The organism is Planctopirus hydrillae (assembly GCF_001707835.1).
In the GTDB taxonomy this organism is placed as follows: domain Bacteria; phylum Planctomycetota; class Planctomycetia; order Planctomycetales; family Planctomycetaceae; genus Planctopirus; species Planctopirus hydrillae.
Window position 1 is genome coordinate 21889 of the sequence record NZ_LYDR01000071.1, and the last position, 24459, is coordinate 46347.

Annotated in this window: 20 protein-coding genes; 11 read left to right on the top strand and 9 right to left on the bottom strand. The window is 53.1% G+C overall.

The features are described from left to right. Window positions 1–35: 35 nt before the first annotated feature. Complete coding sequence (locus A6X21_RS09810; protein WP_068847586.1) at window positions 36–821, bottom strand: MBL fold metallo-hydrolase; 786 nt, start codon at window positions 819–821, stop codon at window positions 36–38. Window positions 822–1067: 246 nt separating this feature from the next. Between A6X21_RS09810 and A6X21_RS09815 the strand changes: the two genes are divergently transcribed. Next, complete coding sequence (locus A6X21_RS09815; protein ID WP_131818270.1) at window positions 1068–1496, top strand: hypothetical protein; 429 nt, start codon at window positions 1068–1070, stop codon at window positions 1494–1496. Window positions 1497–1670: 174 nt separating this feature from the next. Here A6X21_RS09815 and A6X21_RS09820 read toward each other — a convergent pair whose 3' ends face one another. The 5 genes from A6X21_RS09820 to A6X21_RS09840 form a co-directional block, all read right to left on the bottom strand. Beyond that, the gene (locus tag A6X21_RS09820; protein ID WP_068847682.1) at window positions 1671–2750 is read right to left on the bottom strand and encodes an alpha/beta hydrolase; all 1080 of its coding nucleotides are present in this window, start codon (window positions 2748–2750) and stop codon (window positions 1671–1673) included. A 156-nt stretch (window positions 2751–2906) separates the two neighbouring features. Continuing rightward, window positions 2907–3596 carry a DUF4956 domain-containing protein gene (locus A6X21_RS09825; RefSeq protein ID WP_068847589.1) on the bottom strand — a complete coding sequence of 230 codons (690 nt, stop codon included), beginning with the start codon at window positions 3594–3596 and terminating at the stop codon, window positions 2907–2909. Then, on the bottom strand, window positions 3581–4444 hold the full coding sequence (locus A6X21_RS09830; protein WP_083233513.1) for a polyphosphate polymerase domain-containing protein: 864 nt from the start codon (window positions 4442–4444) through the stop codon (window positions 3581–3583). The genes A6X21_RS09825 and A6X21_RS09830 overlap by 16 nt, the downstream gene beginning before the upstream one ends. An 87-nt stretch (window positions 4445–4531) precedes the next feature. Next, complete coding sequence (locus tag A6X21_RS09835) at window positions 4532–6502, bottom strand: CotH kinase family protein (protein ID WP_083233514.1); 1971 nt, start codon at window positions 6500–6502, stop codon at window positions 4532–4534. A gap of 283 nt (window positions 6503–6785) precedes the next feature. Beyond that, entirely contained in the window at window positions 6786–9806 is a 3021-nt protein-coding gene (locus A6X21_RS09840; protein WP_068847594.1) for a 3-keto-alpha-glucoside-1,2-lyase-like domain-containing protein, read from the bottom strand. A gap of 474 nt (window positions 9807–10280) precedes the next feature. Here A6X21_RS09840 and A6X21_RS09845 point away from each other — a divergent pair, with 474 nt between their 5' ends. The 4 genes from A6X21_RS09845 to A6X21_RS09860 all read left to right on the top strand — a co-directional run bounded on the left by A6X21_RS09845 (window position 10281) and on the right by A6X21_RS09860 (window position 14207). Further along, a complete protein-coding gene (locus A6X21_RS09845) occupies window positions 10281–11003 on the top strand; it encodes an ABC transporter ATP-binding protein (RefSeq protein WP_068847596.1) in 723 nt (240 codons plus the stop codon). A gap of 157 nt (window positions 11004–11160) precedes the next feature. Continuing rightward, entirely contained in the window at window positions 11161–12429 is a 1269-nt protein-coding gene (locus A6X21_RS09850) for an ABC transporter permease (protein ID WP_068847598.1), read from the top strand. Between the two features lie 102 nt (window positions 12430–12531). Continuing rightward, complete coding sequence (locus A6X21_RS09855; RefSeq protein WP_068847683.1) at window positions 12532–13896, top strand: ABC transporter permease; 1365 nt, start codon at window positions 12532–12534, stop codon at window positions 13894–13896. 92 nt (window positions 13897–13988) lie between these two features. Then, window positions 13989–14207 (top strand): SlyX family protein, encoded by a 219-nt coding sequence (locus A6X21_RS09860; RefSeq protein ID WP_068847600.1) that lies wholly within the window; start codon window positions 13989–13991, stop codon window positions 14205–14207. 564 nt (window positions 14208–14771) lie between these two features. Here A6X21_RS09860 and A6X21_RS09865 read toward each other — a convergent pair. After that, window positions 14772–15797 carry a DUF6263 family protein gene (locus A6X21_RS09865; RefSeq protein ID WP_131818271.1) on the bottom strand — a complete coding sequence of 342 codons (1026 nt, stop codon included), beginning with the start codon at window positions 15795–15797 and terminating at the stop codon, window positions 14772–14774. A 310-nt stretch (window positions 15798–16107) separates the two neighbouring features. On the opposite strand from A6X21_RS09865, the gene A6X21_RS09870 reads away from it, so the two are divergent. The 4 genes from A6X21_RS09870 to A6X21_RS09885 all read left to right on the top strand — a co-directional run bounded on the left by A6X21_RS09870 (window position 16108) and on the right by A6X21_RS09885 (window position 20887). Then, a complete protein-coding gene (locus A6X21_RS09870) occupies window positions 16108–17079 on the top strand; it encodes a TM2 domain-containing protein (RefSeq protein WP_131818272.1) in 972 nt (323 codons plus the stop codon). 135 nt (window positions 17080–17214) lie between these two features. After that, the gene (locus A6X21_RS09875) at window positions 17215–17406 is read left to right on the top strand and encodes a hypothetical protein (RefSeq protein ID WP_013111406.1); all 192 of its coding nucleotides are present in this window, start codon (window positions 17215–17217) and stop codon (window positions 17404–17406) included. A 278-nt stretch (window positions 17407–17684) separates the two neighbouring features. Beyond that, window positions 17685–19400, top strand: coding sequence for an alkaline phosphatase (locus A6X21_RS09880; RefSeq protein WP_068847605.1), 1716 nt, complete (start codon window positions 17685–17687; stop codon window positions 19398–19400). A 182-nt stretch (window positions 19401–19582) separates the two neighbouring features. After that, entirely contained in the window at window positions 19583–20887 is a 1305-nt protein-coding gene (locus A6X21_RS09885; RefSeq protein WP_165603747.1) for a PP2C family protein-serine/threonine phosphatase, read from the top strand. 12 nt (window positions 20888–20899) lie between these two features. On the opposite strand, the gene A6X21_RS09890 is transcribed toward A6X21_RS09885, so the two are convergent. Together A6X21_RS09890 and A6X21_RS09895 are read right to left on the bottom strand one after the other, a co-directional pair. After that, window positions 20900–21328, bottom strand: a complete 429-nt coding sequence (locus A6X21_RS09890) for a hypothetical protein (protein WP_068847608.1) — start codon at window positions 21326–21328, stop codon at window positions 20900–20902. A gap of 23 nt (window positions 21329–21351) precedes the next feature. Further along, window positions 21352–21882 (bottom strand): Rieske (2Fe-2S) protein, encoded by a 531-nt coding sequence (locus tag A6X21_RS09895; RefSeq protein WP_240490225.1) that lies wholly within the window; start codon window positions 21880–21882, stop codon window positions 21352–21354. Between the two features lie 26 nt (window positions 21883–21908). Between A6X21_RS09895 and A6X21_RS09900 the strand changes: the two genes are divergently transcribed. Beyond that, window positions 21909–22703 carry an HpcH/HpaI aldolase family protein gene (locus A6X21_RS09900; RefSeq protein ID WP_068847610.1) on the top strand — a complete coding sequence of 265 codons (795 nt, stop codon included), beginning with the start codon at window positions 21909–21911 and terminating at the stop codon, window positions 22701–22703. A gap of 342 nt (window positions 22704–23045) precedes the next feature. Continuing rightward, window positions 23046–23792, top strand: coding sequence for a hypothetical protein (locus A6X21_RS09905; RefSeq protein WP_131818273.1), 747 nt, complete (start codon window positions 23046–23048; stop codon window positions 23790–23792). Window positions 23793–24459: the final 667 nt, after the last annotated feature.

Here is a 24459-nt window from a genome sequence, read left to right on the forward strand (position 1 = left end):
TCAAACCCTTACAAATATCGCATATCGACTAATCATCATTGGTGAATGTCCTTAATAGGAAGAGGGAATTCCACAAACTCTGTCAGATCGTGATAGCCCACGAGGTCGATTTCGTCGGCGTGATCGCGGGACAGGCGGCGGAGTTGTTCGAGACTCGCCTGGCGGAGACGATCATCATCAGCCCGCTGGGCAGCCATGGCATCCACAGGGTGATTCTCGACGGTGAGTTCTGCCTTAAGGTAGTAGGCATCGCCGACATGGAGCAGCCAGCGGTCTCCCTGGGAGATGGCAACGCCGCAATGGCCAGGGGTATGGCCGAAAAGTGGAATCAGCAGAACCTGAGCTTCAAGGCCCAGTGCGACTTCGCGGGCTTCGAGGCCGAACCACGTTTGTGGGGATGAACTGTATGTCTCCCACCGAGGGCCATGTGCGAATTGAATGGGGAGATATCGCCAGTGGCCGGTTTCCAAGGCGGCCCGCTCTTCGGCTGCCAGATGGACTTTCGCTTCCGGGAAGTCGGCCAGCCCCCCCGCATGATCGGGGTCGGCATGTGTCAAGACAATGTGCCGGACATCCTGCGGCTTGAGACCCAGCGACTCGATCCGGCGGATGGCGGTATCGTGCTCATGGAACTGAAAGCCTGCCAGATCAATGAGTGGCTGCCCCACACGTTCCAGCGGGTCCCGAACATCGAGGAGGCCGATACCACTCTCGACGAGTGCCAGCCCTTGCGTGTCTTCCAGCAACAGGCAATGGCAAACGACCGTGGGATACCCCGGGACGAGCAAAGTGCCACAGTTGATGTGATGAATACGAGTCATAGGATTATATTGATGTCATGATGTAGGGTGCATGAAGTCTTCGAAATGCACCAGCCTTTGGTGTCCCAAACCAAATTGGTGCATTGGCATGCACCCTACAAAATGCGGCGTATTAAAGACCACGCCCTGCGGAAGACCTCAATTATTTTGACAATGATCGGCAGAAGTCGGCTGGACGTTTTTCAGAGATTTAAGCATCCTGAATAGAATGTGTTTTGCCAACATCACTGTCAACGGAGTCAGCGAGTGTTTCCACCCACCATTGAACAGCCACCAATTCCACGAATTGAAATTGCTGTTTCGCATGCAGAGGAAACCAGGACAGCGCTTCCTGAGAGAGAATCATCCTCCGTGCGTTCATTTGTTGACAGAAGACAGCAAATCCTCGAAAGCTCTCCCTTGGGCCAAGCCTTCGAAGAGGTGAAGAAGGCAGAAAGATTTCGGGTCAGGATGGAACGGCGTTATCGGGAATTGGCAGAAAAAGAGTTGGAAGAGATTTCGAATACGAATCAATTCGAAGGCCAGGAGAAGCCTCATAACGGTTGGCCCTGCAATTTGATCGTCCGTGATGTTGCGGGAGTTGATGATTCTTCGATTAAATTTCCAATGACTTGGGAAGAGCTTGCAAATCGCCGCAAAAAAGGTAGTGCACCAAAAGAAAACAACGCCAAGTAGGGTGCATGGAGTCTTCGGAATGCACCAGCATTGATGTATCCTATTAACTACCACATCGAATTGGTGCATTGGCATGCACCCTACAAGATGCGGCAATTATAACCACGCCCTTCAGAAGACCTCAGGGCGTGGCACTCGTCTGGATTAGCGATGTTATGTCATAGCGATCAACTGCTATTTATTGGCTTTGAGTTCGGTGATCAGCGAATCAGTGATCGACGTGAAGGAAGGGTCGGGTTCGCCGGGTGATGTGACGACGCACTTTACACCCAGTGGATCGAGTTTTTCCTTCAGGAGTTTACCCAGCAGAATCGAGTGAGTCGGGTCCTTTTGCGTATCTCCCTTCTGGGCGGGCTCTTTCTGGCCATAGAACAGGACGATCGTGGGATCATCCTTCGAGGCATGAGAGGCGGGTGAATACTCCTTCAGCCAGGGTAGCACCTTTTCGCGACCAGCGAGAAACTTCTTGAACTCGGCTGGCCGGGCCTGACCCGCTTCCCGGAACCCATAAGCATGGCCACCATATTCCATGTTGGGAATCCAGGCACTGGTTTCCGCCGGATCGAGCGATGTCTGTGCCCCACTCACGACGGCACACCACAGGCGGGTCGATTCGCGTTCAATGGGATCTTTGCTCTCCGGCAGTGCCATATCGTCGTGCATGGCCAGCCAGAGTGACGAGCAGGCACCGGCTGCACCACCGCAGGCTCCAATCCTCGCTTTGTCGAGATTCCACTCACCGGCCTTGGATCGCACAAATTGAAGGGCTCGCGCGGCATCGGTCAGTGGCCATTTCACAGGGGGTTCGATACCGGCCTCATAAGCCTGAGGAACCAGCCGGTAATTGATCGTCACCACGGAGATTCCGCTATCGAGCAACTTGGGAAGGTCAAGAGTGCGGACTGCTGAGGATTTGTCACCATTGTTCCATCCACCGCCATGAATGAAGAACACGACAGGAGTGGGAGTAGTCGACTTGGCCTGCCAGAAATCGAGGACTTGTCGAGGATGCGTACCGTAAGGCAGGTCTTTGGCCGTCGGCACGATTTTATAGGGGACAATCGGATTGTTCGCCGCCTGAGCCGCGGGCTTGGCCTGAGCCGCTTTCGCTGCTGGTTTGGTGGTGGCTGGTTGCTCGGGTTTTCCAGTCGCTGTTGGCTCCTGGGCCAAAGCCGCGGGCCCGGCTGCCAGAGCGAGGGTGAGCAGGGCGGTATACGTCGCGCGTCGCTGAAGTGCTGCTGGTGAAAAGTTCATCGCAAGATTCCTGCCAGTGGGGTACTCGAAGCGGTTCATCACTGCTTGCGCAGACTAACCCTCAGGCAGGAGATGGTTCAAGCAGGAAATTACTTTTCAGGTTTTCCCACTTGAAAAACGGCTAGTAACGGCAGCGATGAAAAAGTAAAAAACTCATCAACGATCTTCCTCGATGGATGCCGTCAGTTCGACACTCTGGATCCCTTCGATACGGCTCAGTTGCGTATGCAATTCGCGCGGCGAGATCGCGCGGTTCAATTGCAGCGAGTAGGTCATTTCCATAGCACTCCCCTGACGAACTGTACTGAGACTTGCGAGGTCGTAGCTGCGGGCGACCCGTTGGAGCAGGGCATGCACCTGCGTTTCCACTTCTTGTGCCAGCCCCATCCGCAGGATTAACCGGTAGCGGATCAGCGAAGTGGAAGGGTTATAGGAACGATCTCGATAAATGGCCGCAACGAGACCAACGAGGATGGTCCCTCCGATCGCCAGCCAGCCGCGTTCCGCACCGGCACACATACCTATCACGACGGCGAAGATGACAAACGCGGTATCCTTCGTATCGCGAACCACTGTGCGAAAGCGCACAATCGATAAGGCACCCACCAGACTGAAGGCCCGTGCGACATTATCGCCGATGACTTGTGTCACCAGCGTAATCAGAATTGTCATCAAGACCAAAGTCGCGTGGAATGAGGCGCTCCCGGAATGAAGTGGACGTGTCCAGCGGTGGATCTGGCCAATCGTCATCCCTAAAAGAACCGATAGCACCATCGCAGCCACAATGTTCTTAAAGTCCTGTGGAGGTACGGATGGCAGCGAGAAAGCGGCTAACCAGTCGGGCATGCTGGATCCCCCATCGATTGATCCATCAATGTGGAAATTGCCCGTCGATATTTGGAATATGAGGCGGGAACTTGAGGAATTAATTCGACGAGCGATCTGAAGAAGAGTGGGAAGTCGCCCTGATACTTTAATTCCAGAATGGCGTTCTCCGCATTGAGAATCCGACAGTTTCCAGCTTCGTGAGGAACCTTCCAGCCATCATGCGGCTGTGAAAATGCCTCGCGATCCAGTGTAAGTCGATAAACTCCTTGCGATGTACGACATACATAAGCCTGACGCCGATAGGTGATCTGACAGGCGGGTTGTAACTGGTAGCGATCAACTCGACTCGAAAACCACTCGTGTTCTTGAGAGGCATTCGTGATGACCAGCGGAAGCTGATTCTGATGAATCAACGTACGACGTTTGCGGACTTTACCATTACGCTTCCACTTCATTTCCAGCCAGAGTTCTTGAGAGCTTCCATATCCTCGAATACGGAATTTACGACTGCGACCCACCCCTCGGCGGTGATAGATATCAGCCCCCGGCGTGTCGAGATACAAGGTACGCACCCAGTAGCCATCTCCTAATGCAGGGTCGGCATGCTGATCGGGCTGCATATAAACTTGTGCCCAGCCGGAAACAAGATCCGCGACCGATCTTGAAATCAGATACTTAGTTTCTGAAACAGGAGACGTTAACAGCTTTTGAGTCAAGTCACGAAACGAAAACGGGAGCTTCGTCTGCAGATCAGACGATGGCAGTGATCTTTCTCCAATGGACGATACGGGGAACGAGACTGCATCGCAGTCTGTATCATGACTTGAGTTTGTCGCAAGATACATTGGGCGTCCTTTGCTATCCATCGGTTTCAATGTGCTACATCAGCAAACGGTTCAAGAAGTGTGAGCGGAAACCAATCACACTCCATTCCCAAAGATTGCCACGAGCTTTTAACGGGCTGACGACAAGGGAGCCGGTTGTCGGCTGGAGGATCGCTGAATCTTGATGGCGGATGTTCGCCCATCGGTGTTCTGCTTGCCAAGGGCGGCCCGGACTTCCGCGTGCTTGAGAAGAAACTCCCGTCGTTTCTGAATCTGATCCCACAGCGTCGAGCGAGCATTTTCTGAGGAGTTCTGAATCTCAATAAACTTCGATTCGCGCACAAAATCGGCTGTCGTGAAGAGCTTCTTCTGATCCTGAGCCACCAGAGGTGAAATCAGTTCAAATTCCTGTTGCATCCGTGGCTTAAGAAATTCGGCCGCCAGGTACTGATCGGCAATCTGCCCGACATACTTCAGATAGCGAGCCTTGAGTTCTGGAACAGCCAGAAGTTTACTGCGCAGTGGCTTTGTCGAATCGTTGAGCCCGACCAGTGGATCGAGTGTCGGCCCACCATGACCGGGTCCACCACCCCCCGGTCCACCGCCACCTGGGCCACGTCTTTGGCCACCCCGAGGATTCTGCCCGCCACCCGGCCCTTGAGGAGGACCATTGGGATCACCTGCCACTCGTCCCTGAGGAGGATTGCTATTCCCATTGGGAGGTGGTCCGAATCCATTGGGTGCACCACCTGGTGGCCCGAATGGCGGCTGGCCTTCTGGCGGTGGTCCGAATGGTGGCTGACCTGCTTGTGGTGGTCCAAATCCACCCGGGCCGCCACGCGGTGGGCCACCAGGACCGCCGGGGCCACCCGATTGAAAAATCTCATTAAAGTCGTGTGGAACGAGTGTAAATTCTCCTTCAGGTGTGCAGTAGAGACTGTAATCACTCGCGCGAGTCCAGTAGCCATCACTATTGCAGAGCGCGACATCCAGCGCCAGAAACTTCAGGGTCTCATCAATATCGAGGACTGGCTCCAGCTTTTCGACCAACTGCTCAGCAGGTGTCTCATTCAAAATGCGGCACAAAGAAATCAATCGCTCCCAGGCCTCAGGGGTGTCTTTACTTTTGATCTCGTAAATTCGCTTATAGGAATTGGCATCGTCCCCTAAAAATTCCAGCCCACCGCGGCCCATAGGACTTCCGGGAACCTTCCACCGATAGCCGTTGCTGTTCTCAAAGTGTCTTTTGATAAAATCTTTGTTGAATTGCTCGACGTTGGCAAAGACACCCCAGTCTTCGTGATTCACAACGACACGAACAAAGTTCACACGAGGGACGGGGATCATCTCCGTAGCGATCTGAGAGTAGACAAAACCTCTCAAGAACGAAGTATCGCCATTACAGTTAAGTAAATTCAACGTTTTGTAGCCGCCGAGCTTCTGCTGGTCGTTAAAGGCATCGATAGAAACATTGAATGACCGCTTAAAGCCGGCTGGTACCATGCCGTAGGATGACATTCCCCGGAAGCTGACGCCGACATCGGGGTAATCTTGACCATCAACCTGCATTAAGGCTGGAACCTCGACATCCGTGTTGTGAAAGTCCGAGAGTTCTGTTTCCCAGTCTTTGCTTTCAAAGTTCAAAAAAATTGTGCGGACGATCGACGGATCGTACAGATCAGTATCACCGGCAGGCGTCACATTCTCGGGCAGGATTTTCTTCCCGGCTTGTGGTGTACGATTGGCTCCCATGCCAGGCATACCGCCGCGAGGCCCTCTGGGGCCGCCGAATCCAGCACCTCCCTGAGCGGATTCTTTTCGAGCCAGTTGTCGCTCTGCGAGATTCAGCTTGCCGTCTTTATCAGCATCGAATTTCGAGAGCAGCTTGCGTTCCTGTCCACCACCGGGCGGGCCGCCGAAGCCCGGTGGTCCGCCAAAGCCAGGGAATCCGCCGGGTGGACCGAAGGGTGAAAAGCCGCCCCCTGGACCATTTTCTCTGGGACCATTTTGTGGCGGGCCATCACCCGTCTGTGGCCAGACCGATTCGAGGGCCACTGCAATGACCAGTAACAGCACGCTTCCCACAAGCATTGTCCGCATCTTATTCCCCGCTATTCATCTTCCCGGAGGACTGGCTCTCGATTCACGCTGGAACCGGCTACTGATCAGGGACCGAGCATCTTTTCTGTGGATGCTCAGGCTCGGCAGGTAACAGGTTTCTCGCCAAGGTGTATCACAAGAACCTGAATGGAAGATGAAGCGATCTCCGCTGCGGGTACTTGGAGTGTAAGGAACGTGGTAGCAGAGCTTCTCGCGTCAGCGCGTTGGGTTTAAACGGAAGATTGCCAGTTCACCTCGGCCAGTGCCGGACTTCAAAACGGAACTAGTTTTGAGCCTTGGTGGCTGGAGTGGGACTCGGTTCATAAACCAGAATCTTGCGGTAGCGGAAGGCGCCACCCACCCCGTCGATTGCCAGAAAACCACGCGGTTCGCTTTTAGAAACAGGGACATCGGTTTCGAGCACTACTTCATCGTTGATCTGCACAGTCGTCTTGGGGCCGACGACCGTCAAGCGGAAGCGATTCCACGCATTCTTTTTGGCGACTTTCTTTTTTGGCGCATCCGATCCAAAGAGGGCACCCGTCGAATATTGATCCATTCCCTGCTGATCCATATCGCCAGCAAGATGGATTTTATAGCCAAATTCAAAGGGGTTTCCTTCACCCGCATAATGGAAGTAAAGGCCGCCCTGTGCACCGGGTTGATCGGCTTTCCATTCAAACTCGCACACGAAGTTCTCGTAATCACTTTCAGAAACGAGATAAGCCCCGTCGATCCGCCTCGCATCCGCACTCCATTCACCCTCAGGGCCGCGAGCCCAGTCACGCTTGCCGACAATCTTCCAGTGGGTGCGATCGTAAAGACGGGCTTTTTCCTGTTCGGCGGCTTGTGCGGCGGGTTTTTCCGGACCAGCGGCAATCGTCTTGCCAAAATGTTCAATGGCACTGCTGAGGCGATTTTCGGCCAGTGCCAGGCGGCCCTCTTCAAGTTCGCGCGTGCTGAAGGCTTCCAGAAAATCCTGTCCGCCAGGGCCGGCACGACCCAGCCACAATTCGATGACTCGTGCTGGCAGAAGAGGATCTGCCTTGACGAAAGCGAGCGTCTTCAGGGCTGATGCCTGATTCGTCCCTCCCGGCAGAGATTCAGCCAGTGCCAGCAGATCGCCCGTCGACATTTCCCACAGGGGTTTTTCAATGGTCTTCAGTCGCGATTTCAAACTCAGGACACCTTCTTTGAGACCAATCAACTCCAGTTTGGCTGAACCAACGCGAACTGTGGCTCCCGGCTCCAACTGGCGAACACCATCGTTCACCATGGCCTGAAACTCATTGAGTTTTTGCAGCCAGGCGAGGTCGAGTTCTGTCAATTGGTTCCATGCCGTCGCGAAGGAAGTTTGTTGCCGCTGCTGGAGGATTTGTGCTGCCTGTTCGTAATCGCGAGCTTCCAAAGCCTTGCGAAACTCAGCCAGCGATTTCTCATAGGTCGTATAGGCCGTTTGAGTTTCCACCGGTTGTGCAGGCTGGTTCATTACGGTCGCTGCGGGATCGGCGTTCGTCTTCGTGGAGGGATCCATTTCCTCACGAACGGCGGTTGGTGGATTCGTCGTGGCTGGTGAAGAAGGGGCTTGTCCATCCATGACTTTCGTTGCTGACTGATCAGCGACTAATGTCGGCGGTGTGGTCTCGGTGGAGGGGGTTGGCTTCAGACTGCGCCCCTGGAATTTCCAACCCCATTGCGGGCCATCCGAGAGGCGAAGCAGCATGAGATCGCCCGGCTGTTGTTGTAGGGTGGCTTCGCTCGCTGCGGATGTGACGGCAGCGACAGCCCACTGCTCATCATCGGTAATAAACAGCGATCGTTCGTTGGCGAGTGGAGGAGGAAATCCATCGGGAAACTCTCCGATCGGAGATGGATTTCCATAGAGCGCCGAGGCGACCGGCCCAAGAGATTGTTCACGAATCCATCTCTGCAGAATCGGGCCATCGAGACTGAATTGACGATCCGTCGAAGCGGTAAACCAGGGTCGGTCTCCGGGTAAAATGACAGCTTTCCCCTGGGCTTTGGACAAACTCCCCAGGCTCGGCCCTTCAGCGACGAAGACCTGCTGTTGACCTGCGGCGTTCCGTTCGATCCATGCTAACTGGAAGTTCGCCGAAGCTTTGAATTGCGGTGTCTGTGAAATGGCCTCAGGGAACATCAGTTGGGCCCCGATCCACTCGAACCCCGGTTGGTCGATGCTTCTTAGAGCCTCACGTTTGATAAAGGGTTCATCGACAGAGTTTCGTTCCAGCAGCCAGATCCGCGTGCGGGCAGGATGCACATAGATCAAACTCAAACCATCCGGTGAGAGGACAGGCGTAGAGACGAATTCACCCGACCGTGTGATTTCAATCAACCTGGCAGGCGAAAATTCATGGTACCTTGTCGGACGTGTCGCCAGATAGACGCCTCGACCCTCCGCTCGATCACCGGCAAAGACCAGTGTGAGTCCATCAGTAGAAAGCCAGGGGTCGTACTCTTTCCCGGCAGTGTTGAGTTCATCCAGTGGGAGAAACTCGCCTTTTGCCAAATCAAAGAGTGGGCCCGAAAGTGACGAGGCTCCTCGTTCCGGCTTTTCGGGTCGTTCGAAACTGAGTTTGCGATCCTGCCGGATCTCCACTTTTTTCGATAGATCAGCCATTCCCGGCTGTGCCAAAGTCACTTCATGAGGACCAGGAGGGACACGCACTTCACAAGGGATCGACAACAGGATCCCGGATTCATCTCGCACGGGCTCACCATCAATCAGCGCATACCAGTCGGCCTGAGACGATTGGCTCACACTGGCATCGTCAGGTTTCTGATCAAGGACGCCCCCAAATGCCTCATCGTTGCCTGCGGTGACCTGTGACGAGCCCGCAGGAAGATTCTCGGCCATCAGGGGATTGTTTGCGTCCGCTGGATCACTTGGGGAAGTCACATCGCGATCTGCCATCGAGTCGTCGTCGTCATCAGCCTCCATGGGATCGCGAGTGGTGTCTTTCCAGACGATCTGCAGTCGTCGCCCATATCGCCCAGACAAGTCGATGGCCTGAGGATTTTCGAGCCAATTGGCGGCGATCTGAGGCTGTGTGGTTGTGGAGGGATTTGCGGCGGGTTCAGTTGCAGCAGTGCTTGCCTTCGATATCACCTGTTGGGAATTCTGGCTGGTGGATGGGCTTTGCCCACATCCCGAAAGGATCGAGAGCGTTAAAGAGCACAGCATCATCCAGTGGATGCCTACGCCTGACTTGCGGCCGACTGGGGGCTTGTGGCCCACGGGGCCTGGATAGTGCGGACCGCGAGGTCTGATCCAGAATCTCATGAAACACCTTTTGCGGTACAAATCGAGAATAATTGATATGACACAGGCCCCGAACCTGAGGCAGGCCAGGACTGGATTGTCCGAATAAACCTGATTCTGCCCCTCTGTCTCAACCACTGATTCCCTAGGGAAGACCATTTCGTGGAAAAAGTTCCTGGAATTCCTCGCGCTGGGCGTATGGTCATCAATTTCGCAAGAAAAACCCAAAAACCAACACAAATGTCCATCAGTGTCGCAAATCCCCAAACGTCTTCGTGATGACTTTCAATGGCACCGCAGAACTTCTCCCTTTGATTTGGTATCAATTTTCGGAGAATTCTCGTAACCCATGATGTCCGATCGGTACTCTGTCTTTGCACAAGCTGAGTGAGGACTTTGCCTGTCATTGGGAGCTTTCTGACAGAGAACGTCGCGAATCAAAGCGTCCTCAAATCATCCGGATATTAAAACAGATTCTGCTGCAGGAACATAAGCGTGGTGGCTTCCCCGACAGATTGTGTCATCGTTGATCATGTCGCCAAATCGTTTCGTCGCGGAAGTGAAGAAGTTCATGTGCTTGATGAACTTTCTTTGCGCGTCCCGGAAGGTGAGTTTCTGGCCTTAATGGGCCCCTCAGGCTCAGGCAAAACGACACTTCTTAACCTGATTGCCGGTCTGGATCGACCGACATCGGGTGAAGTGACTGTACGTGGCGAACCGATCTCCCGGCTCTCTGAAGGCAAGCTCGCCCTGTGGCGTACACGGAACATCGGCTTCGTGTTCCAGTTCTATCACCTGCTCCCTGTTCTCTCCGCGTATCGCAATGTGGAGTTGCCACTTTTGCTGCTCCCGATGACAGCCGCCCAGCGTCGCCAGCAGGTCGAAATGGCGCTGAACATTGTGAATCTGTCAGATCGTATGCATCACCGCCCTGGTCAACTCTCCGGCGGTCAACAACAACGCGTGGGGATTGCCCGGGCCCTCGTTACTGATCCGGCCCTGATTGTGGCGGACGAACCGACGGGCGATCTCGACAGCAAAGCTGCTGAAGAAATTCTTGCCTTACTCGTGGCCTTAAAAAGCTCATTAAACAAAACGATTGTCATGGTGACACACGACCCGAAAGCTGCTGCCCGGGCCGATCGCACTTTACATCTCGAAAAGGGGAAGCTCGTCGATGAAGTCTATGGAGCCCACACCTTTTCTGGTGTTCATTAAGCCCTGTGGATCATTTCAGGCTTCAGGCTTCAGAATAAGATATTTTGGCAACTGCTCGATAGATAACTGGAAAACAAGGATCGTGTTTTCATCGCTGGGGTTTGAAACTTGCTCCCGATGACGCGGATGAAAATGACCGGATCAAGCGAATAACAATATGGGTTTAACACTACGGCTGGCATGGCTGGTGCTGGACAATACGTTCCGGAATCCCTTGCGCACTCTATTAACCGCACTGGGGACCGTCGCCCTCGTACTGGTTGTCACGCTCGTTTACACAGTCCTCGATAATCTTGATCGAATCACGACGGAAAAAAGTGCGAATCTCAAGCTGATTGCGACCGAAAAGTGGCAGATTCCCAGCCAGTTGCCGTACCGATATGTCGCTGGCCTGGCCCAGGGGGCCGCCAAAAGTGAGACAGATACTCGACCGACCGATTATATGTCCTGGGCCTTCTTTCTTGGTTCACTCGAAGCCGATCAATCGAGTCGAGATTTCAACTCTTTCATCTTTGCCTTCGTCATGGAACCAGAAAAGGTTCTTACCATGATGGATGAACTCGATGAGCTTTCGCCTGATTCCAGTGACTATAAGAATCTCGCGGCTGCCGTCGAGAAGCTCAAGCAGAATAAGCAGGGGATCATTCTTGGCCAGAGCCGGATGAAGAAGTTGAATAAAAAGGTCGGTGACCGCTTTAAACTCTATAGCCGTAACTATAAGGACATTTCTCTCGAGTTTGAGATCGTGGGAACATTCCCTCAAGGTCGATACGATGAATCCACCACCTTCCGGCGTGATTACCTGAACTCGGCACTCGATCAGTATCAACGGGATAAGGGTAAGGCTCATCCTCTGGCAGATAAGTCGTTAAATCTCGTCTGGCTGCGTGTCCCGACTCGCGATGCCTTTAATGAGGTCGCTAACCAAATTGCCGAGGCTCCTGAATTTTCTGCACCAGCAGTCAAAGTCGAGACTGCCTCCTCTGGCATCGGCAACTTTCTCGAAGGTTATCGCGATCTGTTATGGGGTGCCCGCTTCCTCCTGGCCCCAGCCTGTATGGCGACCCTGGCGTTAGTGATTGCGAACTCGATCAGCATCAGCGTGCGCGAGCGGCAGCAGGAGTTTGCTGTCATGAAAGTGCTCGGTTTTCAACCTTATCAGATTCTCCTGCTTGTATTAGGTGAAGCGTTGTTTGTCGGTGTCGTGGCAGGCTTCTTCAGTGCCACCGCAACTTACGCCTTTATCAACTTCGGGCTGGGTGGTCTGCCTTTTAAAATCGGGTTCTTACCCACTTTTGATGTCCCTGTCAGTGCCATACTTGTCGGTACGTTCATGGGTGCCGGGACAGCTTTGTTGGGGAGCCTGATTCCGGCCTGGTCGGCCTGTAGTGTCAAAGTTTCAGAGATCTTCAGTCGAGTCACTTGATAAACTCCATGACATGAAACCCTTTGACATGAAACGCTATGACACCAACCCGTGGCTTCTGAAGAACCTGTTCTAGAAAAAAGTGATTGCCTGCAGATCATCATGATCAATACTGGACTGACATTCGCAATCGTCGATTCCTGGAGGCTGCCCGCCTGGCTGGCCTTTACTGTCTGGGGCATGGGTTCATTCCTGGCGATTCTGCTGGTAATCAATCGCGTTCCGGTGATGTACAACGTGCTCAATATGGTCGTCCGCTGGAGAAATACGCTCCTCTCGGCCATGGCCTTTACGATGGTTATTGGCCTGTTAACGGTCATGCAGGCTTTTGTGAATGGCATGTACCGCCTGACAGAGACCAGTGGTCAGCCCGGCAACGTGCTGATTCTGGCTGAAGGTGCCCTGGATGAAGCCTTCAGCAGTCTCGCCATGGCCGATTCCAACGATATTGCCAACCAACCGGGGATCTTGAAGGATGGCGAACAGCCTTTGGTCAGTTGCGAAACGTATCTTCTCGCCGCTCAGAGTGTTCCGCAGCCTGAAGGGAAAACGAAACGCCGCTTTCTACAGATCCGTGGCCTTGTCGATCCTGTCATGGCTGGTCGAGTGCATGGGATGACTCTCGATTCTGGTGAATGGTTTTCGGAAGCCGGGATTCGTCCTGACCCTGATGATGTGAATGCGGCTCCACTCGTCGAGGTGGTGATGGGAGCTGGTATGGCGACGGAAATGGGGCGAGATCGAGGCGCGATTGATGGCCGTTCCCGCAAAGAATTTGTGGTCGGTGACCGTTTCGAACTGAATAACCGTGTGTGGTACGTCACCGGGATTCTAAAGCGGACTGGTTCATCATTCGATTCAGAGATCTGGAGTAAACAGAGTGTCGTCGGCCCGATGTTCGGTAAAGAACGCTACACGACCATGGTCGCGCGGACGGCTGACAACGCCAGTGCTCAGAAGCTCAAGGAATTCTTTAATACCGAATATACCAAAGCACAATTAAGTGCCGAAGTGGAATCCGAGTATTACAAGAAGCTATCGCAGACAAATGAGCAGTTTCTGTATGCCATTATTATTGTGGCGTGCATCATGGCGATTGGTGGCAGCTTTGGCGTGATGAACACCATGTATGCGGCTGTCTCTCAGCGAATCAAAGACATCGGTGTCCTGCAACTCATGGGCTTCAAACGTAGACACATCCTTGTCTCGTTTGTGCTTGAATCTCTGCTCCTGGCACTGTTCGGAGGGCTGCTGGGTTGTTTGATTGGCTTGTTCGCCGATGGCTGGACAGCCAATAGTGTCGTCTCAGGGAGTGGTGGCGGTGGAAAATCGGTCGTTCTGGAACTGACAGTCGATGGTGCCACGTTGATTTCCGGACTGATGCTGGCCATGGTGATGGGCTTTATTGGCGGGTTTCTTCCCGCGATTTCAGCACTGAGGCTGCGGGCACTCGATGCTCTCCGCTAAAGTTTTTTGTAGAGTTCATTTCTCAAAGCGGCATGCATGAGGCTGCCTGACTGAGAGACTCTTGAGCCTGCCCTCAACGCGAGACCACTGTTATGGCTGATGGACCATCTCCCGAAGATCGACTTATGGCTGTCGAAATGGCACTGGCCCATCTGCAACATGATGTCGAACAGATGCATGAAGTCCTCATTGCCATGCAACGCGAACTGAAAGCGGCCCATCGGCAGGTCACTCTGCTCGAAGGCAAAGTTCGTGCGCTGGAATTCCCCGATGCAGACTCGCCTGTCGACGAAAAGCCGCCTCACTATTAGAGATTTCAATCAGTAGATGCATCAACCAGGCAGATCAACACCTGTCTTTGATACACAACTTTGTATCGATGTTTATCTACGGTGTGGCAGGAGGCTGCGTGGCTTAATACGGGGTGGCTGGGGTCAAACGTCCTCGTTTGCCCCCAGGTCATTGGACTTTGATTGTCCGTGGCGAACTTTCTCAACTCTCATGAAGCCTGTTTACAGGTGTATTCGTGCTGGTGAAACCGATTGATCCGGAGGCGGATAAAGACATCCGTCCCCTGCCACATGGTCGATACATACAACACGGCTTGCGATCACGCCCTTTCGCACTGTTTTAGTTTTTAGGGGCTTCAGGGTCGTGCTACCCCCAAGACAAAGTCTAAAGTGGTGGCAGGACATGCGCATGGCGCGGCTTCCTGTTGTCGTGAGAAATCACGACAACCCGGCCACGAGTTGGCCGGGCCACCCTAAGGTGGCAGTTGTTCGTATGGGACGGCACATCAACACCTTGAATGGCGTATTGACTGGCTCGTGGCTGCCCGATCGAAGCGTGTCACCCCAAAAACGACTTGGTGAATGCTACTCTTTGGCGGCCGGGAGCAGCTTGGTTTTCACTTCACTCTCGATCGTAATGTCATTCGTCTGACCACCAGCGGCGACAGTCACTTCCAGCACTTGTTTGATCTGATTCGATTCAACCCGCCCCGCCACTTTGTCGAACAGCACCACTCCCGAAAGCTTCTTCGAGTTCAACGTCACTGCCAAAGGTGACTTTTCTGCCGGTGTCATCTCGATATCGCCACCCACACCAATTCGCTCCAAAGTCTCGGTTTCCGGCCCTTCGTAAGTGAATGTGAGATGACTGACAATCTCGCCAATCGGAAGTTTGACATTGGTTTTGCGATTCCATGTGGCCCCCTTGGTAATGGGCCCCTGGGGAAGGGAGACACTCGTATCTTCAAACATCCGTCGTAGACTCGCTTCCGACAGGCTGTCGCCCATCAACCCCTGCGGTTGAGCCTTGGCAATTTGAGCTAACTCGGGCGGGATGACAAACTCGCTGAATTCTCCCCGAGGTGAGACCGTAAACTGAAACTTGGCGCCATCCAGTAATCCCAGTGTCTTATGTAATGCCGTCAGAAGTGGATCAGAAAACTCTTTCTGATTCGAATCGTAAGCGACGGATTTTCCATTCGGAAGGTCGATGTCCAGGGTGATCTGGTCAATCACCTGAGTCAGCTTGCCAGCTCCGCCTTCCGTAACAGCTTCGACTTTTGTCGTGATCAGCATTTCCTGTTGAAGCGTCGTCTTCACAGGCTTTTCGGCGACGACTCCGCCAGTGATTGTGCTCGTGGTCACCTTCTGCTGATACACATCACCGGCTTTGAACTTCAGGATCAATTCTGTTTGAGCGATGGCCGCACTGCTGGAAACAAGGCTGAGACAGCACGCCAGTAACGAAGTCAGGCACCCTGTCACAAGTCGGGAGTGTCTCAGATCTGTCGAGGTGCACCCGTTAGCTGAGCAGAGAGTTCTCAAAAGCTGGAGCATGATCAAGGTCTTTCTGGTGGGTGAAGGCCTGAGACCGAAGTGGCCCATCCACATCAGTTGAATCCAGAGGGTACAGAAATGGTCGAAGTCCCGTGACGGGACGATTCTCGAAAAAGCTAATACACGCAGGGGAAACCGACAATCGGGAAATTGGAAATTGAGCCTTGATGGATGATTCTTATCGGCGGTGATCCTTCAGGGAAATGCCCTTGAACGAAAGCGAGGTTGGCCTGACAGTCGAGCCAAGTTTCAGACTCTGCTGGTCAGATCGTCAGTGGATGTTTAAACTGCGCTTGGCACAAGCCCGGGCCTCGCCCGTGTTCAAACTGTGCTCATGTTCCGCTGTTCTGCTGGCAGGGAAGAGATGACCGAATCGAAAACAAATGCCACATCGCCCGAATTGGCCATGGAGCCGCATCGCGCGCTCTGGTTAGAGGCCAACCCGTGGATTGCCGGTGTGCTGGCCTTTCTCATCCCCGGAGCTGGTCATTTCTATCAGGGGCGGTGGTTCAAGGGGACGATTTACTTTTTCTGTATTCTGGGCACGTTTCTGGGTGGCATGAAGCTCGGCGACGGTATGGTCGTGTACCACAAAGCCGACACTCGTCTCCCCACAGTCTGGTATGCCACGCAACTGCTGACAGGTGCTGTGGCTCTTCCCGCATACTTTCAGGGGCTGCGTGCTGCACAGCCGGCCAATCGACCACTCGAACTTTCATCGATTTCCGGCACACTTAATCTTCCTTTCGAAGGTGAGTTGAAAGCCATTGGCCCAGGCAGAGAAGGTGTCGGTGGCCCTGCCAAAGGAACTTTAACCATTACGTCCGAGCGAACGGCCTTCAGCTATGAACTGGGTGGCCGCTTTGTGGGAACGGTGGGAGATCGCGAGGTCGATCTGCCTCTGGGTGGCAGCCGGTTTCTATTGGCTCCCCAGATTGGAGGTGGTTCTGGCAGAGCGATTGAAGTCAGCATTGGTCGCAATCCGAACGATCATCCCGACCTGCAGAGGCTACTGATCGGCAGCACTCCCAGATCGTTCATGGATTCGTTCGAAGCACCACCTGATCAGCAAAGTCTGAATGATGTCTATCGGCGTCTGGGTGCGAGATACGATATGGCAGTTGTGTTCACATTGATTGCCGGTTTACTCAATCTCTTCGCAATCTGGGATTGTGTCGAAGGGCCCGCTTATGGATTTGGCGATGAACAGCCACGAACTGCTCCATCGTCAGAGAATGCAGCAGCGACAATTGCGACTGAGGCGACCAGTGCGAACTCAGCAACAAATTCCGAAAGTCGAGCTGCCAAACCAGCTCAAGCAGTTCTCAAGACCTGACTAGCCTGACAACTGGTTCTCAGGACGACCAGACGAGATGTGATCTCGACATAAAGCTCTGGAATGTTTCGATTTTTCGTCTGGTAGGAAATCTTTGAACGCTTTGTCGTGCTGTTGGTTGAACGAGGTAGACTTATGCTGCTCGCCGAAATTGTTCCCACCTGGTATCTGCTCCCTCTGGCGATGGTCATCAGCCTCGTTTATAGCGCGAGCCGTTATGAGCTCCCCGATGTCATTCTCCGCCGGGCTTTTCGTTTGTGCGTGACCATTCTGACAGCCATGCTCCTGGCTTTTGCTGTCCTGTGGATCCTGTCGTATAAGCTGTAGTTTTCGGGCTGTATGATGAAACACTGACTCGGCGAAAATTTGATATCGCCGGGTCTGTTCCGGCCCTTTCACTTGCGGCCTGCCAGAGACCTTGTCACTCTCAATAGCACCTCAGGATTTGTCGCAAACGATCAAATCCACTAATGGTTTGCCCAGAGGTGAAAACCAGCGTATTTGATCCTGCAGGTTCCCTCTGCGATGCAGGGACATCGAGCAGCGTCAATCGGCGGTGGCAACCATTCGCGATGAAAAATTCTGGAAGAAGTTGGAATAGCCTCATGACCAGACCGTATTCGATCCATAATCTTTCCAAGCTGTGCCTGTTGATGCTGCTGATGACGGGAACCTTTCTTTGGGCAGCCGGTGAAGAACCAACCCGAAATGATCATATTCGCGAACTGCAAACCATGGCGATTGGCCGCAATCAGGCCGATTTTGGTCATTGGGGCTACAATCCTGAAGAATACACACAGTGGGGCAGCCACTCGAATCGGTTGATCCCGATCTACACGTTCGGCACGCGTCCACTTCAAACTCAGGCTGGGCAGAAGCCGGCCCCGACAGAACTCGCTGCCTACACAGGGAAGAACAGCCTTTATCGATCAGCCGACGCTTTGCGGAAGATCTATGGTTTTCTTCCTGAAGCGACAGTGAATCCCCAGGCCAGCTATTGCGATCAGACCAATCTTTACGATCTCCAGAAGGCCGCTGCACAAGCCGGGAAAAAGTATATCTTTCTCGTTGTCTTCGATGGCATGGATTGGCAATCGACGTGGAATGCGTCCATCGATCGCAATCAAAAGGTGGCCTACAAAGAGGGTCGCGGAACAGGCTTTCATTTCCAGGATTACACAGCCGGCGGAACAACCGAATTCGGCTACATGGTCACCAGCCCTCATAACGAGGGGACTCAGGTCGATGTCGATCTGCAAACGGTCAAAAACCCCGGCGGAAAAATGCTGGGAGGCTACGACGTCACCCGTGGCGGCGAATTTCCCTGGTCGATTGCTGCAGACCCGAAGTATCCCATTGCCAGTGCTTCTGATAAACGAGTCAAACATGCCTACACGGATTCTTCCAGCTCAGCATCGAGTATGATTGCCGGTAAAAAAACCTATAACAACGCCGTCAACGTCTATCCCGATGGCAGCCAGTTCGAAACGATCGCCCATCAGCAACAGAGGCTCGGCTGGAATGTCGGTGTCGTCACCAGCGTTCCCGTCCCACATGCCACACCTGCCTGTGCTTACGCTCATAACGTTGACCGCGACGACTATCAGGATCTCACACGCGATCTGGTCGGTTTACCTTCGATTGCACATCCTCAGGCACCATTACCCGGGATGGATGTCGTCATTGGTGGTGGAGCCGGGACAGATGCCAAAGAAGCTTCTGCACAGGGGAAGAACTTTGTTCCCGGAAACCTCTATCTGACTGATGCCGACAAACAAACCATCGATGTCACTCATGGTGGAAAGTACCGAGTGGCCGAACGTCTGCCAGGCATCGATGGCGCCAGTCACCTGATGGAAATGGCTCGACTGGCGGCAGAAAAGAACGAACGCCTGTTTGGTTTTTATGGTGTCGGTGCTTACAAAGGGCATCTCCCCTTTGCCACAGCCAATGGAGATTTCAAACCGGCCCCGGGACGTTCCGGCTCGGCCGAAAAGTACACACGGGCCGATCTCTCCGAGAACCCCACGCTCGCACAGATGACTGAAGCCGCTCTCGTGGTGCTCGAAGCGAAGAAGAAACCTTTCTGGTTAATGGTCGAAGCGGGAGATGTCGATTGGGCCAATCACGACAACAATCTCGACAACTCGATTGGAGCCATCGAAAGTGGCGATAACGCAGTCCGCGTGATTACCGACTGGGTGGAAAAACACAGTAACTGGGAAGAGTCGCTGGTCATCGTCACCGCCGACCATGGGCATTACTTCCACCTGCTTCAGCCAGAGGCGCTGATTGCACCCAATAAAGTCGCCAAGCCTTGAGTTTCAAGGCTGTTGCCCATGCCTACCGAACGGCTTTGTGCCTGCGATTTCAGACATTTCTGGCGTCTTCCCATGACGCTCGCCACAAAATTGCGCATGCTATTCATTGGGCAATAGTCATTCGTGAAGGATCACTGCCGGCCACTCAGAAATGAATGGCCAGCGTGCGGGAAAGGTGTGTTGTGGCGACTCCTTTGAATCAGATTTTTCCTGGTGCTCCTCAGGAGTGGCAGGAACGTTTGCGCACGATCGTCGACATGATGCGCGAGATGAGTCTGCAACACGATCCCCAGGCCATGGTTCGCGCCTACGGTCGCCGGATGGTTGAACTCATGCCCAGCATGCGGCGTATTTCTCTTTCGAGACGAGATCTGCCGCCAGGCCAGGTACGTGTCACTCGCTTCAGTGGTTGGCAGCATGAAGTCAATCCGTGGAAGGAGCCTGAAAAGCTGCCACATTTGAAAGGCGGTCTCCTGGCAGAACTCATCTGGGCCGATGAGCCGCAAATTCTCAATGATTGTCATATCTCACCGGATGACCCCTCTTATGAATTCCTGAGTGGCCAGCGCAGCATCATGGCGATTCCCCTGTTCGATAAAGGAACCGCTCAGAATATGGTGGTGCTCTCGAATGGCGAGCCCCATGGCTTCTCGCCCGATGAACTTCCCGAACGTGTCTGGATGGCCAATCTCTTCGGGCAGGCGACACAAAATCTGGTCTTGGCCGAGCAACTTGAGGCGGCCTATCAGCAGGTCGAACGCGAACTTCAGGTTGTCGCCGATATTCAACGATCCATGCTCCCCAAAGAACTTCCACGCAGGGCTGGCCTCGAAGTCTCCGCTCACTACCAGACATCCCGTCAGGCTGGGGGGGATTACTACGATTTCTTCAATTATCCAGATGACTCAATGGGCATCCTTGTGGCCGATGTCAGTGGTCACGGCACTCCCTCGGCTGTGATGATGGCCTTGACCCATTGCATTGCCCATATGCTTGCCGGCCCTCCAACAGAGCCCAGTGAACTTCTGGCTCATCTCAATGACCATCTGACGAGCCGGTACACACTCGAATCCAATCACTTTATTACCGCTTTCTTCGGCATCTATCATCCGCGCACCAGGTGCATTGAGTATTCATCGGCAGGGCATAATCCGCCCCGGCTGTGGCGGGCGCGAACTGGAGAAATCATCTCTCTCGAGAATGCCACCTCGCTACCCTTGGGAATTGCTCCCGATTTAACATGGCCGAACGCCAGTTTAGAACTGCAGGAAGGAGATCGACTCGTCATCTATACCGACGGTATTGTCGAAGCCGCTGATCCGCAATTTGAACTCTTTGGCATGGAGCGGCTGGACGACCTCATCCGTCAGGTGCAGGGGACACCCGAAGAACTTCGCAATGCCATCCTGACTGCGGTCGATGTGTTCACGCATCACGCACCGGCTTCTGATGACCGCACTTTGCTCGTGATAGATCAACTGACGTAGCCTCGATTGGAATCAACGACCCAACCGGCTGGCAATAAGTATGGCTATGATCAGCCCTAACGGGAATATCAGCAGCAACAGAAGTATCGTTTGTGCGAATGGATGTTCGTACCAGCGCAGAGCGGATTCTGAAACAGGAAGTTGCTGTAGATAGTTATTAAGCTCACTAAAGCCGCGTGCTCGAGCAGGCATATGGATTCGGCCTTGTTGTGTGACAATGACCAGAAACGGTTCCTTGTGCCATGTTTGACCCCAATACCCCGCATCCCAGTATGTTCCACGGATATCCTGCACCGGGAGACAGTACTTGGGCTGGCGTTTCCACCTGAGATATGTTTTTAAATAGCAGCATTCGTGGCATGTCATCTGCCCGCGGATCTCATCGATCACAATCTGGCACCAGAATCGACTTCCTGATTCTCCAAATTCTGTTGAAATCAAAAGTGATCCTTTACAGTATTGGTTCACTCATCGTGAGGAGTGGTTGCCGTCTGGGGAATGGCGATTTCAATATTTCCTTCGTGTATCCGCACGGGGAAGCATTCAAGCCGGGTTTTGGACTTGGGATTATCGAGCCAGCAGCCATCGCTCAGGCGGAACTTCCAGGCATGCCAGGGGCAAACCACGCCGCCATCGACATCCACATAGCCGTCCGCAATCGGTGCTCCCATGTGGGGGCAAAAGTCACTAGTGGCGAAGTATTCGCCAGCCCGGCAAAAAATCGCAATCTGCCGGCCAGCCACTACAAACGAACGCCCCTGGCCCTCTGGAACCGTTCCCACTTTGGTAACGGCCACAAAGCCACTTATCGCTTCCGAATCCGTGGAAGATGGTGGAGTTTCTTCAAAAGGCAAACCACTTGCTTCCGTCATTTCCCATCCATCATGCTGGAGAATCGCACTTTCAATCGTGATGATAGCCCAACGGGCGGCTTTGATCATCCCTGTCGGCAATGTATCCTGCAGGCTTACGAATCTCACTGTGACGATCATCATTGATCCCCTGTAACGAAGGTAACCCGATGTGGAAGAACCCTGTCAAACGTGCTTTGGCCAATGGCGAGCCACAAATTGGCACATGGCTTTCTTTAGGGAATGTCTTCGCCGCTCGTTTAATGGCCCGCAGTGGCTTTAACTGGTTGACGGTCGATCTGGAACATTCGCCCATCGGATGGGATAGTGCCGGACTTTTGTTTGGTGCGATCGCCGATGCCGGTGGCGTCTGTCTGGCGCGAGTTCCCCGTGGCGATCACGATTACATCAAACGGGTGCTCGATGCGGGGGCACATGGCATTGTCGTCCCCATGATCAACACGGTGGAAGAAGCCAAAATTGCCATTGCTGCTGCCAAGTATCCGCCTGCCGGAAATCGTTCGGTGGGTGGTTCGATGCATGCTCTGAACTTCGGCACCAGTGCTGGCGAATACTACCAGCATGCCAATGATGAGATTCTCGTCGTCCTGCAGACAGAATCCCCCGAAGGGGTGGCCAATGCTGACGCGATCTATTCGTTGCCGGGAGTCGATGCGATTTTCGTCGGCCCCAACGACCTCGCTGCACAGATGCGTGCTCCCGATGGTACCGAAGCGACTCAAGAAGAGTTTGAAGCCATGCTCGGCCGGATACTGGCCGCTGGTCAAAAACATGGCGTGCCTGTGGGCATTCACACTCAATCAGTCGAGCAGGCTCAAAAGCGGATTGATGCTGGCTGGCAATTCATTGCTGTGGGCAGCGAGCTCAAATTCATGGTGACCGGCGCGCAGGAAGTCGTCGCCAACCTCGGCCTCCAAGCCGCCGGCGACCTCGCCCGGTATTAATACTTTTATGACGGCAAGTGTAGTTGTTTGTCTGCAGACACGGACAAAGGAGATCACGTTTCTAAGCAGCTTGTCCGCTTAGTTTCATGCCCTAAAACCGTACGGTGCGAAACCATTGTTGACTGCGGGATAAACCTTATGCGGGTTCACGGCACCGGATGATATCAGAATCTCGACCGGGGTCATATTGCCAACTCCGCGTTCAGCTCCATCGACAATATGACAAGTATCCACAGACAAATGAATGAATCCCGCTTCAGCTTCATACAGGCCTGAAATGCATACGCCATACGGGAGCTGCCAGCTTCCGAGCAATACGACTCATGGAAGGATACGCATCTAATGAAAAGCACACCCTTGATGAGTCGAAAATCAAAAACCTGCAGCACTATCGACTCCGCATATTTACAGCAATTCGGGCTGAATAGATTTATGTGCGTGTGTTTCAGCCCACGACTTATCGCTGTGACTGTTTGTTTAGTGGCAGCCTTGTCATTACTTGGATGCGGTACGGGTGTTTCGACTGAAAAGCCCAATGTTGAGAAACCGCCGAACAAGGCTGATAAAATCTCTATAACCGCGTCTGATATCGGAAATGAAGAAACTGTTGTTTCTGAATTCCAGATTCAACAAGGTTCTGGTCCCATGACCAGAGATCAGCGTGCTGAAGGTGAGTCCTTGCATCCTCTGGTGGAATACACTTTTGACCCTGATAAAGTGACATTTACTTCATTTGAATTCGAGCCGTCAGATGGTTCCCCAATGGTTTCTATCCCCTTGACGGAAGAGATGTCCAAGAACATTACGTTATTAATTAAATCTAAACCATTTGATTCCGATAGCCAGTTGCTTAGCCGCTCTCTTCCCATTGGAGAAATCAAGGGCAACTCAATGAGTCTAGAAGTGCATATCGGCTTTATCTCTTTTCGTAAGAATAGAGTGAGTTTTGTTCTGTGGACCGGGAAACTCGCAGACTCACTAACTAATGCCTTGCTGAAGGAGCCTTACTTAGAAGAGGAAATATTAAAAGAAATATTGAATGCGCTGAAGATGCCTGTAAGCAACAACGTGCGTGAAGGAGAATCATGAGTGGCCACTTACATGGCCGAGGTGTTCTTTTCGCTTTGCGATATGGTATTAACGCGGATTTGCTTGACTGTCTATCTATTGAATTTTAGCGAGAATGATAAGGAATGTCTTGGCTTTCCATTATTTCGACGTTAACAATGAGTGCTGTTATGCTTCTAGCAATAGCGGTTCTCTTGCCGATATTAAAGTGTGTTTGCTTTAACGGCATCTCTTGGTTCAAGGTGTGTCTTCTCTCGTTGTGTTTAAGTGTTGCCGCGTGTGGTCTCATTTATTTGTCAGCTGACATTGCAAGCAAAGTTTAGTTGTGAACTGGTAAGGTCGAATACAGGTTTCTCTCAATTTGCAGGGTCAAGATACGAATTGGCAACAGGTGCGCCTGTGCCTCTGGCGTTTTCGGCATTCTCAAGAGGCGGCTTTTCCATCGCGGATCTGAACCACCTCTTGATCAATAATCGTGGCCAGCTAGCCATGTCATGTCGCCTTGGATGCGAACGCAGGCGTCGGCCTGTCGCTGGAAACGACTCCTGCCAACACTCGTTGAAATTGGTCCACAGGGCAGGCTGTTGCGGATTTCCCTGATTTCTCGCGTAACCAATCCTGTTGTTGCGTACAATCACAGGTTGTGCTGCCAGTCAGATCGTCAAACTGCGGCATGATCGATTGAATC

Excerpts from the sequence above, each read along its gene's own strand:
- A6X21_RS09875 (WP_013111406.1), top strand. The coding sequence starts at position 17,215 with ATGCTGCTCGCCGAAATTGTTCCCACCTGGTATCTGCTCCCTCTGGCG.
- A6X21_RS09830 (WP_083233513.1), bottom strand. The coding sequence starts at position 4,444 with ATGGATAGCAAAGGACGCCCAATGTATCTTGCGACAAACTCAAGTCAT.
- A6X21_RS09870 (WP_131818272.1), top strand. The coding sequence starts at position 16,108 with ATGACCGAATCGAAAACAAATGCCACATCGCCCGAATTGGCCATGGAG.
- A6X21_RS09855 (WP_068847683.1), top strand. The coding sequence starts at position 12,532 with ATGATCAATACTGGACTGACATTCGCAATCGTCGATTCCTGGAGGCTG.
- A6X21_RS09880 (WP_068847605.1), top strand. The coding sequence starts at position 17,685 with ATGACCAGACCGTATTCGATCCATAATCTTTCCAAGCTGTGCCTGTTG.
- A6X21_RS09865 (WP_131818271.1), bottom strand. The coding sequence starts at position 15,797 with ATGTGGATGGGCCACTTCGGTCTCAGGCCTTCACCCACCAGAAAGACC.
- A6X21_RS09810 (WP_068847586.1), bottom strand. The coding sequence starts at position 821 with ATGACTCGTATTCATCACATCAACTGTGGCACTTTGCTCGTCCCGGGG.
- A6X21_RS09825 (WP_068847589.1), bottom strand. The coding sequence starts at position 3,596 with ATGCCCGACTGGTTAGCCGCTTTCTCGCTGCCATCCGTACCTCCACAG.
- A6X21_RS09820 (WP_068847682.1), bottom strand. The coding sequence starts at position 2,750 with ATGAACTTTTCACCAGCAGCACTTCAGCGACGCGCGACGTATACCGCC.
- A6X21_RS09905 (WP_131818273.1), top strand. The coding sequence starts at position 23,046 with ATGAAAAGCACACCCTTGATGAGTCGAAAATCAAAAACCTGCAGCACT.
- A6X21_RS09840 (WP_068847594.1), bottom strand. The coding sequence starts at position 9,806 with ATGAGATTCTGGATCAGACCTCGCGGTCCGCACTATCCAGGCCCCGTG.
- A6X21_RS09900 (WP_068847610.1), top strand. The coding sequence starts at position 21,909 with ATGTGGAAGAACCCTGTCAAACGTGCTTTGGCCAATGGCGAGCCACAA.
- A6X21_RS09895 (WP_240490225.1), bottom strand. The coding sequence starts at position 21,882 with ATGATGATCGTCACAGTGAGATTCGTAAGCCTGCAGGATACATTGCCG.
- A6X21_RS09860 (WP_068847600.1), top strand. The coding sequence starts at position 13,989 with ATGGCTGATGGACCATCTCCCGAAGATCGACTTATGGCTGTCGAAATG.
- A6X21_RS09835 (WP_083233514.1), bottom strand. The coding sequence starts at position 6,502 with ATGCGGACAATGCTTGTGGGAAGCGTGCTGTTACTGGTCATTGCAGTG.
- A6X21_RS09850 (WP_068847598.1), top strand. The coding sequence starts at position 11,161 with ATGGGTTTAACACTACGGCTGGCATGGCTGGTGCTGGACAATACGTTC.